This window comes from Stenotrophomonas sp. 99219_Sma, from assembly GCF_056480785.1.
On record NZ_CM151117.1, the window covers coordinates 3,092,206 to 3,106,689 of the forward strand.

At 67.0% G+C, this 14,484-nt stretch carries 10 protein-coding genes and 2 tRNA genes; 10 read left to right on the forward strand and 2 right to left on the reverse strand.

Annotated features, from left to right (window positions below; translation table 11 throughout):
• Positions 1 to 59 precede the first annotated feature (59 nt).
• Together cydC and cydD are read right to left on the reverse strand one after the other, a co-directional pair.
• Positions 60 to 1,733 (reverse strand): thiol reductant ABC exporter subunit CydC, encoded by a 1,674-nt coding sequence (gene cydC / locus ACZK13_RS14220; protein ID WP_253143597.1) that lies wholly within the window; start codon positions 1,731 to 1,733, stop codon positions 60 to 62.
• On the reverse strand, positions 1,730 to 3,475 hold the full coding sequence (gene cydD / locus ACZK13_RS14225; RefSeq protein WP_253143598.1) for a thiol reductant ABC exporter subunit CydD: 1,746 nt from the start codon (positions 3,473 to 3,475) through the stop codon (positions 1,730 to 1,732). The genes cydC and cydD overlap by 4 nt, the downstream gene beginning before the upstream one ends.
• A gap of 228 nt (positions 3,476 to 3,703) precedes the next feature.
• On the opposite strand from cydD, the gene ACZK13_RS14230 reads away from it, so the two are divergent.
• The 10 genes from ACZK13_RS14230 to pgaD all read left to right on the forward strand — a co-directional run bounded on the left by ACZK13_RS14230 (position 3,704) and on the right by pgaD (position 14,388).
• Complete coding sequence (locus ACZK13_RS14230; RefSeq protein WP_032129413.1) at positions 3,704 to 5,287, forward strand: cytochrome ubiquinol oxidase subunit I; 1,584 nt, start codon at positions 3,704 to 3,706, stop codon at positions 5,285 to 5,287.
• A gap of 15 nt (positions 5,288 to 5,302) precedes the next feature.
• On the forward strand, positions 5,303 to 6,457 hold the full coding sequence (gene cydB / locus ACZK13_RS14235) for a cytochrome d ubiquinol oxidase subunit II (RefSeq protein ID WP_125894452.1): 1,155 nt from the start codon (positions 5,303 to 5,305) through the stop codon (positions 6,455 to 6,457).
• Between the two features lie 54 nt (positions 6,458 to 6,511).
• On the forward strand, positions 6,512 to 6,625 hold the full coding sequence (gene cydX / locus ACZK13_RS14240) for a cytochrome bd-I oxidase subunit CydX (protein ID WP_032129411.1): 114 nt from the start codon (positions 6,512 to 6,514) through the stop codon (positions 6,623 to 6,625).
• 56 nt (positions 6,626 to 6,681) lie between these two features.
• A tRNA-Pro gene (locus ACZK13_RS14245) sits at positions 6,682 to 6,758 on the forward strand.
• 140 nt (positions 6,759 to 6,898) lie between these two features.
• Positions 6,899 to 6,975 (forward strand) — tRNA-Pro (locus ACZK13_RS14250).
• 223 nt (positions 6,976 to 7,198) lie between these two features.
• Complete coding sequence (locus tag ACZK13_RS14255; protein WP_032129410.1) at positions 7,199 to 8,404, forward strand: CynX/NimT family MFS transporter; 1,206 nt, start codon at positions 7,199 to 7,201, stop codon at positions 8,402 to 8,404.
• A gap of 343 nt (positions 8,405 to 8,747) precedes the next feature.
• The gene (gene pgaA / locus ACZK13_RS14260; protein WP_125894456.1) at positions 8,748 to 10,775 is read left to right on the forward strand and encodes a poly-beta-1,6 N-acetyl-D-glucosamine export porin PgaA; all 2,028 of its coding nucleotides are present in this window, start codon (positions 8,748 to 8,750) and stop codon (positions 10,773 to 10,775) included.
• Between the two features lies 1 nt (position 10,776).
• Positions 10,777 to 12,663 (forward strand): poly-beta-1,6-N-acetyl-D-glucosamine N-deacetylase PgaB, encoded by a 1,887-nt coding sequence (pgaB, locus tag ACZK13_RS14265; protein ID WP_032129408.1) that lies wholly within the window; start codon positions 10,777 to 10,779, stop codon positions 12,661 to 12,663.
• A 1-nt stretch (position 12,664) separates the two neighbouring features.
• Positions 12,665 to 13,921, forward strand: a complete 1,257-nt coding sequence (gene pgaC, locus ACZK13_RS14270) for a poly-beta-1,6-N-acetyl-D-glucosamine synthase (protein ID WP_010486660.1) — start codon at positions 12,665 to 12,667, stop codon at positions 13,919 to 13,921.
• Positions 13,918 to 14,388, forward strand: coding sequence for a poly-beta-1,6-N-acetyl-D-glucosamine biosynthesis protein PgaD (gene pgaD / locus ACZK13_RS14275; protein WP_032129407.1), 471 nt, complete (start codon positions 13,918 to 13,920; stop codon positions 14,386 to 14,388). The genes pgaC and pgaD overlap by 4 nt, the downstream gene beginning before the upstream one ends.
• The last annotated feature ends 96 nt before the right edge of the window (positions 14,389 to 14,484 follow it).

Below are 14,484 nucleotides of genomic sequence, written 5' to 3' on the forward strand. Positions count from 1 at the left end.
GCAATTCCGTATCCGTATCAAGCGCCATGAGGTTGCCGGCCAGCGGCCGGCACTACCATTCACGCTTCGCGCACCACTCCCCCATCACGCAACCGGTACTGCGCATCCACCACGCCGTCGGGCAGGTCGTCGTGGGTGATCATCAGCAGGCTGCGCCCGTCCAGCAACCCGGAGAGGTCCTGCAGCAACGCACGTGCGGTATCCACGTCCAGGCCTTCGGTCGGTTCGTCCAGCAGCAGGATCGGCGCATTGCGCAGCAGCGCGCGCGCCAGCGCCAGGCGTCGTGCCTGGCCGGCCGACATCGTCGCGCCGTTCTCGCCCACCCAGGTCTGCAGGCCACCGTTGCGCTCGGCCCACTCACCCAGGCGCACGCGACGCAGCACCGCCCACAACGCTGCGTCACTGGCATCGGGATCACCCAATCGCAGGTTCTCGGCCACGCTGCCGGCAAACACCGGCGCGTTCTGCGGCAGCCACGCCAGTTGCCGGTGCCAGTCGGCCTGGGCGAAATCACGCAGGTCGCGGCCCCCGTAGGTCAACCGTCCCTGTTGCGGATCCCATAGCCGCAGCAGCAGGCTCGACAGGGTGGTCTTGCCACTGCCGCTGTCGCCGCGAATCGCGATCCGCTCGCCCGGCGCCAGTGTCAGCTGCAGGCCGGACAACACCGGCCGCGCCGCACCGGGCCACTGGAAGTGCACGTCATCCCAATGCACGCGCGCGGCCTGCGGCACCGCCTGCGGCGCCTGCGGGTCCTCCACCGTCGGCGGTTGCTCGACGATGGCCTGCAGGCGATCGGCGGCGATGCGCCCGGACTGCAGCGACTGCCAGGCCAGGCCCATGCCGGCCCACAGTTCGATCAGTGCCACGGTGAGGAACACCAGACCCGCCGCCATTTCCGGCGCGATGCGCTGCTGTTCGGCCGCATGCAGGGCCAACGCCAGCATCGCCACCAGGCCCAGCCCGGCGACCAGGCCATGCAGGGTCGAGGCCGCGATCAGGCGCCAGCGCCGACGACGATCCCGCGAAGCCAGCTGTTTTGCCGCCACGCGCACCTTCAACTGCCACGCTGCATCGGCATGCAACGCGGCCAGATCACCCGCGCCCTCCAGTCCTTCGAAGGCTGCGGTACGCAGGGCAGCACGATGCGCGGCACGGTCGGCCTCCTCATCGTCGCGACCACGCACGCCCAGCCACGGCACACCGAAGGCGATCAGCAACGCCAGCACCGCCAGCAGTACCGCCGCAGACGGCAGGATCACCGCGGCCGAGGCGATCGCCACCAGTGACAGCGCACCCAGCGCCACCAGTGGCCCGATCGCACGCACCAGCAGGCCATCCACCTCATTGATGTCACCCAGCAGGCGTGCCAGCAGTTCGCCGGTGCGCGTGGCCCCCAGCCGCGCCGGTGCCAGTGGCAGCGCGCGGCGGAAGAACCACACGCGCAGATCGCGGGCGATGCGCAGCGTGGCATCGTGGCCGACCAGCTTCTCGAAGTAGCGTGACACGATGCGCGCCATGGTCAGGCCGCGGATGCCGGCCGACGGCGAAAAGAAGTTGAAGCCCTGCGCCAGCCCGGCCGCACCGGCCAGCGCAGCGGCGGTCAGGAAGCCACCGGACAGGCCCAGCAGGGCGGTGCCGGCCAGCATCGTGATCCACAGCAGCAGCACGGTCAGCAGCAGGCGCGGGCGATGGCGCAGGAACACCGCGCGCAGCGAATCAGGCGAACGGCTCATGCGCGCACCGCCTGTGCCGGCTCGACCAGGCGGCCTTCCGGCAACAGCAGGCAGCGGTCGGCCCAGGCGATCACCGCAGGGCTGTGGGTGGCGACCACCACGCTGCGGCCGCGTGCATAGGCGGCCAGGCTGCGCAGCAACGCCGCTTCGGTATCGGCATCGAGGAACGCGGTGGGTTCATCAAGCAGCAGCACCTGCGGGTCGCGCAGCAGCAGGCGGGCCAGGCCGATGCGGCGTGCTTCACCACCGGACAGGCCGAAACCACGCTCGCCGATCACGGTATCCAGCCCCTGCGGCAGGCGTTGCGCGAACTGCAGTACCTGCGAGGCCTCGGCGACCGCGCGCAGGCGCGCATCGCTGGCACCGGGATCAGCCAGCCGCAGGTTGTCGGCGATGCTGCCGTGGAACAGGTACGGCCGCTGGCTGGCGTACGCCACCTGCACGCCGGGCCGCAGCTGCAGCTTGCCGGCACGCGGCGGCAACCACCCCGCCAGCGCTTCCAGCAACGTGCTCTTGCCGGACCCGCTGGGACCGACCAGGGCCAGGCGCTGGCCCGGTTCCAGCAGCACGTCCAGATCCTGCAGCACATCATGCGGCGCACCCAGCGGGCGCAGCACCAGACCCTGCGCCTGCAGCGGCGGCAAGGCAGCCTCGGCCGGTTCCACCGCCAACGGTGCAACCTCGCTTTCGATCAAGCCCTGCTCCCCGGGCAGCGACTGCAGCAGGCGCTCTACTTCGGCGGCAGCGGCCAGCGCGTTGGCGCGGTCGTGGTAGTGCGCGGCCAGCCGCCGCAGCGGCGCGTAGAACTCCGGCGCCAGCAGCAGGCAGAACAGGCCGGCGCCCAGCGTCGGCACCGCTGCATGCAGCGACATCAGGCCCAGATAGCTCAGGCCGAGGTACAGCGCGACCATCGCCACGCTCACCGAGGCGAAGAATTCCAGCACCGTGGACGACAGGAAGGCGATCCGCAGCACCTTCATCGTGCGCACGCGCACGCCTTCAGCGGCGGCCGCGATGCCGTCCAGTTCGGCCTCGCCGCGGCCATACAGGCGCAGCAGGCCCAGACCCTTGATGCGGTCGGCGAAGTGGCCGCTCATCCGCGCAAGCTCGCCCAGCTGCGCACGGCCGGCGGCTTCAGCGCCCCAGCCCACCAGCATCATGAAGAACGGCACCAGCGGTGCGGTGAACAGCAGGATCAGCGCCACCACCCAATCCACCCAGGCCACAGCGGACAGGATCAGCAGCGGCACCACCACCACTTCGGTGCGCACCGGCAGGAAGCCGCTGTAATAGCTCTCGATCGCATCACCGTGATGCAGCATCAGTTCGCCCAGCTCGCCGGTGCGGCGCTGGCGCAGCCACAGCGGCCCATGCCCAAGCAAGCGCGCGAACACACGCTCGCGCAGCGCCAACCGCGCGGCATCGGCCACATCACCGGCAGCCGCCTGGGTGGCGCTGCCCAGCAGCGTGCGCAGCACCAGGATCACCGCCAGCCCAGCGAGCACCGGCAGGCCCGACGCCAGCGGTGCGCGTTCCACCAGCACCTGCTGCACCAGCCAGGCGATGGCAGCGGCCTGGCCGATCAGCAGCGCGCCGGACAGGCTGATGCACAGCGCCGCCAGCCGCTGGCGACCTCGAGCGGAGCGCGCAAGATCGGCCAGCCAGGCGGTGCGGGCACGCCGCTGGCGGGTCGTTTCGGCTTCCGGGGAAAGGCCGTCAGGGGTCGTTTCGGCAGCGCTCAAGGGGTCTTCACGGGTAACAGGGGAGACACGGCATTGTAGGCGCAGGCAACAGCCTCCCCCTGCGGCCGGCGGTCGCAGTCTTCATCGGGTTGGCATACGATCCTCCTGAATACCCATTCATACATTGATCTGGATCAAGGCTGTTTGAAGTAGTCGGTCACATCATTCACCCCGTAGACCACCCTTCCCGCCACCTGCAACGGCACTATCCAACGAGGTAGCCAGGCCATGATTGATCAGACAGTCGTAGAACTGTCGCGGCTGCAATTCGCTCTGACCGCGATGTACCACTTCCTATTCGTACCGCTCACGCTTGGCCTGTCCTTCATGGTGGCCATCATGGAGAGCGTGTACGTGATGACCCGCAAGCAGGTCTGGCGGCAGATGACCCTGTTCTGGGGCACCCTGTTCGGCATCAACTTCGCCATCGGCGTGGCCACCGGCCTGGTGATGGAGTTCCAGTTCGGCATGAACTGGTCGTACTACAGCCACTACGTGGGCGACATCTTCGGTGCGCCGCTGGCCATCGAAGGCCTGATGGCGTTCTTCCTGGAAGCGACCTTCATCGGCCTGTTCTTCTTCGGCTGGAAGCGCCTGAGCCCGGTCAAGCACCTCACTGTGACCTGGCTGATGGCGCTGGGCACCAACCTGTCGGCGGTGTGGATCCTGATCGCCAACGGCTGGATGCAGAACCCGACCGGTGCGGTGTTCAACCCGGAAACGATGCGCATGGAAGTGGTCGACTTCGCTGCGGTTCTGCTGAACCCGGTGGCCCAGGCCAAGTTCGTGCACACCGTCAGTGCCGGCTACGTGACCGGTGCGATCTTCGTGATGTCGATCAGCGCCCTGTACCTGCTGCGCAACAAGCATCGGGACATGGCCCGCCGTTCGTTCGCGGTGGCCGCAGCCTTCGGCCTGCTGTCCTCGCTGTCGGTGGTGGTGCTGGGTGACGAGAGTGGTTACGCCGCCAGCGAACACCAGAAGATGAAGCTGGCCGCGATCGAAGCAATGTGGGAAACCGAGCGTGCACCGGCCGACTTCACCGCCTTCGGCATTCCCAACCAGGACACCCACCAGAACGACTACGCGGTGAAGATCCCGTACCTGATGGGCCTGATCGCCACCCGTTCGCTGGACCAGCCGATCCCGGGCATCCTGGAACTGGTGGAGCGTGCCGAGCACCGCATCCGCGGCGGCCAGATCGCCTATGGCGCACTGGAACGCGTGAAGAAGAACCGGAACGACCTCGAAGCACGCGAGATGTTCGATCGCCACTGGCAGGATCTCGGCCACGGCCTGCTGCTGAAGCGCTACCGCGAAGACATCCTCAACGCGACGCCGGAGGAAATCTCCAAGGCCGCGATGGATACCGTCCCGCGCGTGGCCCCGCTGTTCTGGACCTTCCGCATCATGGCGGGCCTGGGCTTCTACCTGATCGCCTTCTTCGCACTGGCGTTCTACTTCTCGTGCCGCAACAACTTCCAGGACAAGCGCTGGTTCCTGAAGCTGGCCGTGTGGTCGCTGCCGGCACCGTGGATCGCGATCGAGTGCGGTTGGTTCGTCGCCGAGTACGGCCGCCAGCCGTGGGCGGTGGATGGTGTGCTGCCCACCTTCTACGCGGCATCGGGCCTGGCACTGCATGAAATCCTGACCACGCTGGCGGTGTTCACCAGCTTGTACACGGTGCTGCTGATCATCGAGATCAAGCTGATGCTGAAGGCGGTCCGCAAGGGTCCGGACGACATCCTGCCCTCGCTGCAGGCCGATATCCGCCCCGCTTCCCCCAATGCAGTCGCCCCCGGCCAGGCCTGAGGCAGGAGAATCCAGATGGAATTCATTGCACTTGATTACACCACGCTCCGCGTGATCTGGTGGCTGCTGCTCGGCATCCTGCTGATCGGCTGGGCCGTGATGGATGGTTTCGATCTTGGTGTCGGCACACTGCTGCCGTTCGTGGCCAAGACCGATGAAGAACGCCGGCTGGTGATCAACACCGTCGGCCCGGTGTGGGAAGGCAACCAGGTCTGGCTGGTGCTGGGTGGTGGCGCGATCTTCGCCGCATGGCCGCCGCTGTATGCGGTCAGCTTCTCCGGCTTCTACCTGGCGGTGTTTGCGATGCTGTTCGGGCTGATCCTGCGCCCGGTCGGCTTCAAGTACCGCAGCAAGCTGCCGTCCAAGCGCTGGCGCGACAACTGGGACCGCGTGCTGTTCATCGGCGGCCTGCTGCCGGGCCTGATTGCCGGCGTCGCCGTGGGCAACGTGCTGCTGGGTGTGCCGTTCCACTTCGATGACACCCTGCGCGTGACCTACACCGGTTCGTTCTTCGGCCTGCTCACCCCGTTCGCGCTCATCGCCGGCCTGATCAGCGTGGCCATGCTGGTTTCGCATGGTGCGGCCATGCTGGTGATCAAGACCGACGGCCCGGTGGCCGAACGTGCCGCACGTTATGGCAGCGTCGCCGCCATCGTCAGCTTTGTGCTGTTCGCCGTGGCCGGTGCCTGGGTGGCCTTCGGCCTGCCGGGTTACCAGATCACCTCGCAGGTGGTCACCGATGGCCCGACCAATCCGCTGCTGAAGACCGCCGAACTGGGCACGGTCGCCGGTGGCTGGCTGCGCAACTACAGCTCCATGCCGGCGACGCTGGTGTTCCCGGTGCTGGGCCTGCTGGGCGCACTGGCCAGCGCGGTACTGCTGCGCGCACGTCGTGGTGGCCTGGCCTTCATCGCCTCGGGCGCCTCGATCGCCGGCATCATCCTGACCGTCGGCTTTGCGATCTTCCCGTTCCTGCTGCCGTCCTCCAGCCAGCCCACCTCCAGCCTGACTGTCTGGGACAGCTCGTCCAGCCATCTGACGCTGTGGGTCATGCTGCTGGCCACGGCCATCTTCCTGCCGATCATCATCGCTTACACCACCTGGGTGTACCGCGTACTGAAGGGCAAGACGACGGTCGAGGAAATGGGCGACAACCCCAACGCTTACTGATTGCCGGTGTGCCGGCCCACGGTCGGCACATCCCTTGAACATAGGAGATTGACCATGTGGTATTTCGCCTGGATTCTCGGTGCCGGACTGGCCTCGGTCGTGGCCATCCTCAACGGGATGTGGTTCGAAGCGCGCGAAAGCGCCCGCACCGACAACGACGTGCATTGAAACTGTAAAAAAGGGTTGCCGACAGGGCCTTCACACGGTATCTTAGGCGGCTCCTTCGGGGTGTAGCTCAGTCTGGTAGAGCGCTACGTTCGGGACGTAGAGGTCGCAGGTTCGAATCCTGTCTCCCCGACCACTCAAGTGGTCGCATTGAAGCCTGGTGAAGTCGTCCAGGCTTTTTTGTTCCCTGAAGTGGCACTGCTTCGGCAGTGTGAAGAAAACAGCATTCACCCCTTGCCGCCATCGGGGTGAATCGCTAGAATAGGCGGCTCCCTTCGGGGTGTAGCTCAGTCTGGTAGAGCGCTACGTTCGGGACGTAGAGGTCGCAGGTTCGAATCCTGTCTCCCCGACCACTTCGGTGGTCACCAAGAAGCCTGGAAGACATCACTGTCCTCCGGGTTTTTTTGTATCAAGCGCCAGGCCGCCCGCGTGACGGGACCTTGCCGCGCAGCGCACGTACAATGGCCGCGCTGCCGGCCCTCCTGCAGCCCCCCCCCCCCACCTGCCGCTTCGGCGTAGACCGATGCCGGCGCTGCATGCCGTTGCTGCGGCGTGCGACACCTGCAAGGACCACCGATGAGTTCCTCCCCTTCCGATTCGCCGTCGCTGCTGCACGGTCGTGTCCTCGCGTTTGCCGCGATCCTGCTGGCAGCGGTCAACCTGCGCACTGCGGTCACCTCGATCACCCCGCTGCTGGACGTGCTCGGCCAGCAGTTCGGCTTCGGCACCACCATGACCGGCGTGCTGGGCATGCTGCCGACCGCCTCGTTCGCGCTGTTCGGCGTGGCCACGCCGGCATTGGCGCGGCGCCTGGGCCTGGAACGCACCACGCTGCTGGCGATGGTGATGGCGATGGCCGGCCTGCTGCTGCGTTCCAGCGCCGGCAACGTCGGCACGCTGCTGCTCGGTTCGGTGGTTGCACTGGCCGGCATGGGCATCGGCAACGTGGTGGTGCCGCCGCTGGTGAAGCGCTATTTCGCCAACAAGGTTGGCACCATGAGCACGCTGTACATCAGCGTGCTGCAGCTGGGCACGATGCTGCCGGCGCTGCTGGCAGTGCCGGTGGCGAATGCTGCGGGCTGGCGCGTATCGCTGGGCATGTGGGCGCTGCTGGCGCTGGCCGCCGCCCTGCCGTGGCTGCTGCTGGCCAGGCGCGCACCGAAGCCGCAGGCGGACGCCACCGATCCCACCGCACAGCCGCACGGCAAGGTCTGGCGCACGTCGCTGGGCTGGAGCATGACGCTCATGTTCGGCATGACCTCGCTGATGACCTATTCGATGTTCACCTGGCTGCCACGCATCGTGGTCGAGGCCGGTGGCACGCCCGCGTTCGGCGGCGTGATGGTCGCCGTGTTCTCGGCACTGGGCCTGCTGCCGTCGCTGGTCATTCCGTCGATGGCGGTGCGCCTGCAGAACCCGTTCCCGCTGGTGCTGATCGGTTTCTTCTCGTTCGTGATCGCCTTCACCGGCCTGCTTGTGGCCCCGATGAAAGCGCCGCTGCTGTGGGCCTGCCTGCTCGGCGTCGGTCCGTCCACCTTCCCGCTGGCGCTGACCTTGATCAACCTGCGCACCCGCACCCCCACCGGCTCGGCCGCGCTGTCCGGGTTCATGCAGGGCGTGGGCTACAGCTTCAGCTGCCTGGGGCCGTTCCTGGTCGGCTGGCTGCACACCGTCAGCGACGGCTGGACGATCCCATTCAGCTTCCTGTTCGGCTGCGCCACCCTGATGCTGTGCGCCTCCTGGGTGGCCTGCAAGCCGCGCAAGCTGGAAGACCTCTGGTAAGCCACGTGGGGCCTCGCAACCGGCCCCACCTACCGCTCGTCAGCCCGTCTGCGCATTTTGACGCCGGGCTGACAATTCCGGGCGGATAGTGCCCACGAATGCCCATCCTTGCCGCGTGCCGGCATCGGGCATGGGGGCGGCAGCGCCGCCCAGGCCACCACTCGGTGTGCGGGGGACTCTCGTTTCAGACAAGACATTGCAGGTCGCTGTCCTGGTTTCGCCCATCCCTGCTGGATGGGAGTTCGCGAGGGGAGTGACGCAGGCCACGGCCATCCCAAAATCTGGCATGTGATGTGCGTCACATTTTTCAGGTTGTCTGGTTCGGAAGCCAAGGGGGTCCCCAATGGTTGTCCACCGCCGGCTGGCGCTCTGCGTCGGCCTTGCCTGTACCGCCCTGGCCTGGGCCAGCAGCGCTGCCCCGCCTGACCGCGAGGCGGCCCTGGCCGAGATCGGCCGCTACCGCGACCAGGCCCGTTGGCTGGATGCGCTCGGCGCGATCGAGCGCGCCAGCCAGCAGCAGCCCAACGACGACCTGCTGTTCAAGCTGCGCGTCCTGACCCTGGGCGACATCGGCAATGCCTGGCGCGCCTGGGAGCTGTACCAGCAGCGCCCGCAACTGTTCGACGCTGCTCAGAAGCAACGCATCGAAGGCGACTACCTGGCCAAGCTGGTGGTCTGGAGCCTGGCCTACAGCAGCAGCGAAGACAGCCGGCTGGAAGAAGCCGAATCGACCCTGGCGCGCATGCAGCGCTATCTGGGCAGCGAAGGCACCCCACCTGTGCAGGCGCCATTGCGCATCCGCATGGACCGGCTGATCCTGCTCAACCGGCTGGGCCGCCATGCGCAGGTGCGAGAAGAAGCCCGCGCACTGCAGGCTGAAGGCCATGCCCTGCCCGACTATGTTCTGCCTGCGGTCGGCGATTCGCTGATGGGCACGCTGCATCCGGAAGAAGCCATTCCGGTGCTGCAGGCGGCCGTCGCAGGTGATCCGACGCGCGACGCCTCGCATTCGGAACTGGCTTACGCCTACCTGGAAAGCGAGCAGCAGGAAAAGGCCGTCGACCTGCTGCAGGCGTGGCGCGACAAGGAACCTGCCTGGCGCTGGAGCAACGGCAAGTCGCCGTATCCAAACTGGTCGCGCTACGAAGCCGACCTCAACCTGGCGATGGTGCGCGCCTACAGCGGTGACCTGCCCACCGCGCAGCGCGATCTGGAATCGATGGTCGACATCGCACCGGGCAACGGCGGCCTGCAGAGCGCGCTGGGCAGCGTGTACATGATGCGCGGCTGGCCACGCAGGGCGCTGCAACGGCAACAGATGGCGCATGCGCTGGACCCGCGCGACATCGAGCCACGGCTGGGCATGCAGGAAGCCTACGTCGCCCTGCAGCGCGATGACCTGGCGCGACCGCTGCACGACGATCTGGTCGCGCGCTACCCCACCCAGCCCGCCGTCGAACGCATGGACCAGGCCTGGCGCGCGCACCGCGGTTGGCAGCTGAAGGCATGGACCGACATCGGACGCAGTTCCGGCGGTGGTGGCACCTCGCCACTGGGCAACGACGACCGCCGCTATGGCATGGAAGTCCAGACACCCGTACTCGACGATCGCTGGCGGCTGTTCGCCTTCGCCGACCGGCGCTCGGTCGATTTCCAGGACCAGCGCATCGACCCGCTGTGGCTGGGCGCGGGCGTACGCTACCGATTCGGCCGTCTGGATGCGGAAGCTGCAGTGCTGCGCGCCAACGACCACATCGGTGATACCGGCCTGCGCGTCGGCGCGGGCTGGCAGTTCAACGACCACTGGTATGCCGGACTGACCGCCGCACGCAATGATCCGGATGCATCAATGCAGGCGCGCGTGGCCGGCATCACTGCCGACAGCGTCAGCGCGCAGGTCGACTACCGGCGCAGCGAACGCACGCACTGGATGTTCGGCGCCAGCCGCTTCCGCTACGACGATGGCAACCATCGCGAACTGTTCAGCACCAGCGTCGAGCAGCGGCTGCTGACACGCCCACGGTGGCTGATCGATGGCCTGGGCAGTGCATACACCAGTCGCGGCAGCCGCGATGATGCTCCCTACTTCAACCCGAAGCGTGATCGCATGGTCGAGATCGGCCTGCGCATCGACCAGCAGCTGTGGCGCCACTACGAACGCCACTTCCGCCACCGGCTGACCGTCTCGCTGGGCGATTACTGGCAGGACGGCTTCGGCAGTGCACTGGTGCCGTCGGTGTCATACATGCACGAGTGGCAGCTGGGCCAGGGCCGCGTGTTCGAGTATGGCGTGCGCTGGTCGCGGCCGGTCTACGACGGCCATCGCGAACGCCATATCGGCTTCGAAGCCGCACTGCGCTGGGGAGACTGACATGACCCGCATCCTGCGCCTGATCGTGCTCCTGCTGCTGTCGGCTGCGCCGCCGGCCTTCGCGCAGCAGGCCCTGCATCTCGATGCGATCGACAACGGCCTGCTGATCCTCAGCTACCACGACATCCGCGATCAGGTCGCAGCCAAGGGGGATGCCGATACCTATGCGGTGAGCACGCAGAACTTCGCCGCCCATCTGGACTGGCTGGGGGCACACGGTTACCACCCGGTGTCGCTGTCGCAGGTGATCGACGCCTCCCGGGGACGCGCCACGCTGCCACCGAAACCGGTACTGCTGACCTTCGATGACGGCCTGCGCAGCGTCTACGACAAGGCCTTCCCGTTGCTGCAGGCTTACCGCTATCCGGCGCTGGTGGCGGTGATCACCGACTACGTGGACATGGCACCTGGCCGCACCATCGACTATGGCTACCGGCCGTTCGGCCGCGACGACTTCATCACCTGGGCACAGCTGAAGCAGATGCACGACAGCGGCCTGATCGAAGTGGCCAGCCATACCGACGACCTGCACCACGGGGTGCTCGCCAACCCACAGGGGAACTCCACCCCGGCTGTCGTGACCCGCGTTTACAACCCCGCCACGCGCAGCTATGAGAGCGAGGCGCAGTACGCGCAACGCCTGCGCGCCGATCTCTCGCGTAGCGTGCAGCGCATCGAGCAGCATCTGGGCGTGCGCCCGCGCGCCATCGTATGGCCATACGCGGCCTACAACCAGTTGAGCAACGACATCGCCGAGCAGCTGGGCATGCCGGTGTCCTTCGATCTGGAGGGCCGCAGCACGCCGGTGGCCAGCGACCTGCATGGCCTGGCGCGCTTCCTGGTCAGCGACAACCCGACCGTGGAAGGGCTGGCCTACGAGCTGCGCCGCGACGTCGCGCTCGATGGCATCCGTGCCCTGCAGATCGACCTGGATGATGTCTACGACCCCGAGCCCGCACAGCAGGCGCGCAATCTGGATGCACTGATCGAGCGGGTCAAGCGCATCGCACCGACGCACGTCTACCTGCAGGCGTTCGCCGACCCGGACGGCAACAACACCGCCGATGCACTGTACTTCCCCAACCGCCACATGCCGATGCGCGCGGACCTGTTCAGTCGCGTCGCCTGGCAGCTGAAATCGCGTGCGGGGGTGAAGGTCTACGCATGGCTGCCGGTACTCGGCTTCGAGCTGCCCGACCCGGTGCAGCGCAAGGCGCTGGCGATCCGCAACGGCGATGCCGATGGCATGTACCGGCTGGACTTCACCAATCCCCAGGCGCGCCAGGTCATGCTCGACCTCTACGAGGATCTGGCGGTCAACTCCTACTTCGAGGGCCTGCTGTTCCATGACGATGGGTACCTGCGCGATACCGAGCTGCCCACGCTGGCGGCCGGCGATGGGGGCAGCGCACGCACGCAGGCGTTGATCGACTTCACCCTGGCGCTGCGCAACAGCGCGCAGCGCTGGCGGCCGAAGCTGGCCACGGTGCGCAACCTGTACGCGGAGCCGGTGCTGCGCCCGCAGAGCGAAGCCTGGTTCGCGCAGCGCCTGGACCTGTTCAACAAGGCCTACGACCAGACCGCACTGATGGCGATGCCGTGGATGGAAGGCAGCAAGCATCCGGAACGCTGGCTCGACCAGCTGCTGGCCGCGGTGCGTGCACATGACCCACAGCTGCAGCACACCCTGTTCGAACTGCAGACCGTCGATTGGCGCAGCGGGCAACCGATTCCTGCCGAGCGCCTGCGCGCGCAGATCCGCCAGCTGCAGGCGCAGGGCGTGCACCACTTCGCCTGGTACCCGGACGACTTCATCGCCGACCAGCCCTCCACCCGCGATGCCCGCGCGGCAATGTCCGCCGGCAACTTCCCGTACCCGGAGAAGTGACATGGACATGCATCCGTTGCTGCAGGTCCTGTTCCAGTTCGCCTTCTACTACCCGATGGTGATGGCATTCTTCTGGATGTCGGGCGGCCTGTATTACTACTTCCGGCGCGAACGCCATTCGCGCCCACGCAACGACCCGCCGCTGATGGTCGATCCACCGTTCGCGAGCCTGCTGATTCCCTGCCACAACGAGTCGGCAAACCTCGACGACACACTCGGCGCGGCGCTGGCCCAGCGCTACCCGGCCGACTATGAGGTGATCGCCATCGACGACGGCAGCAGCGACGACACGGGTGCGCGGCTGGACGCCCTGGCGGCAAAGCACCCACGGCTGCGCGTGCTGCACCTGGACCGCAACCTCGGCAAGGCCAATGCGCTGCGCATGGGGGCGCTCGCCGCACGCTCGGAATACCTGGTGTGCATCGACGGCGACGCGATGCTGGAAGAACACGCGCTGCACTGGATGATCTGGCACCTGGTGAGCGGCAACCGGGTCGGCGCGGTCACCGGCAACCCGCGCATCCGCAACCGCTCCACCCTGCTCGGACGCCTGCAGGTGGCCGAGTTCTCCTCGATCATCGGCATGATCAAGCGCGCGCAGCGGGTGTACGGGCGCATCTTCACCATCTCCGGCGTGATCGCCGGCTTCCGCCGCACCGCGCTGCACCAGGTCGGCTGGTGGTCCGATGACATGGTGACCGAAGACATCGACATCAGCTGGCGCCTGCAGCGCGCGCACTGGGACATCCGCTACGAACCCAACGCACTATGCTTCATCCTGATGCCGGAAACCCTGAAGGGGCTGTGGCGGCAGCGGCTGCGCTGGGCCCAGGGCGGCGTGGAGGTGATGCTGCGCCACGCCCGCTCGCTGCTGCACTGGAAGGAGCGGCGCATGTGGGGCGTACTGCTGGAGTACGTGCTCAGCGTGATCTGGGCTTACACCATGTTGTTCATCGTGGTGCTGTGGGCGCTGGGCAAGTTCATCGAACTGCCCCCGCAACTGCATATCGCCAGCCTGCTGCCGGAGTGGCATGGCGTGATCCTGGCCCTGGTCTGCCTGCTGCAGTTCGCCAGCAGCCTGATCATCGACCGTCGTTACGAAACACAGATTGGACGCAACTACTTCTGGGTCATCTGGTACCCGATGGCGTACTGGTTGATCAGCCTTTCCACCACCCTGGTGGCGTTGCCGAAAACCCTGCTGCGCCGTCGCAGCAAGCGCGCCACCTGGACCAGTCCCGATCGAGGGATCCGATGAACGCACAACGCCCGTCCAACCGCTTCGACTCGCGGATGATCCGCAAGCCGCATCGCCAACCACGCTTCCAGCGCACCGCCTGGGGCTTCGTCACCCTCGCGTTCTGGGGGTTCTACTTCTACCTGTGGGCGCCACTGGTCACCCTGGTGTCGTGGCTGGTCGGCGGCCAGCTGGCCTGGCAGCAGCTGTACGAACGGCAAAGCCAGTTCGACCCCTATGTGCTGGTGGCGTTGCCGCTGATGCTGCTGTGCGCCAGCGTACTGCTGATCGGCTGGGCCGAGTACAACCGCGCGCGCTTCCGCGGCCACGACCGGCGCCTGCCGCGGCCGCTGGCCAGCCTCAACGAAGTGGCCGCCGACCTGGGGGCCAGCACCGGCCTGGCCGAACGCCTGCTGGGCTGCAAGGCCGCCACGCTGCACATGGACGACCACGCGCGGCCGATCGGCATCCGCCGCGAGGTTGTGTAGCCCTGCTGCACGGTAGATGCCGACCTTGGTCGGCGTTCTCTCTGGTGGGTGCCGACCTTGGTCGGCACCGGGGTCTAACGCGAAGAGCATCCGCGC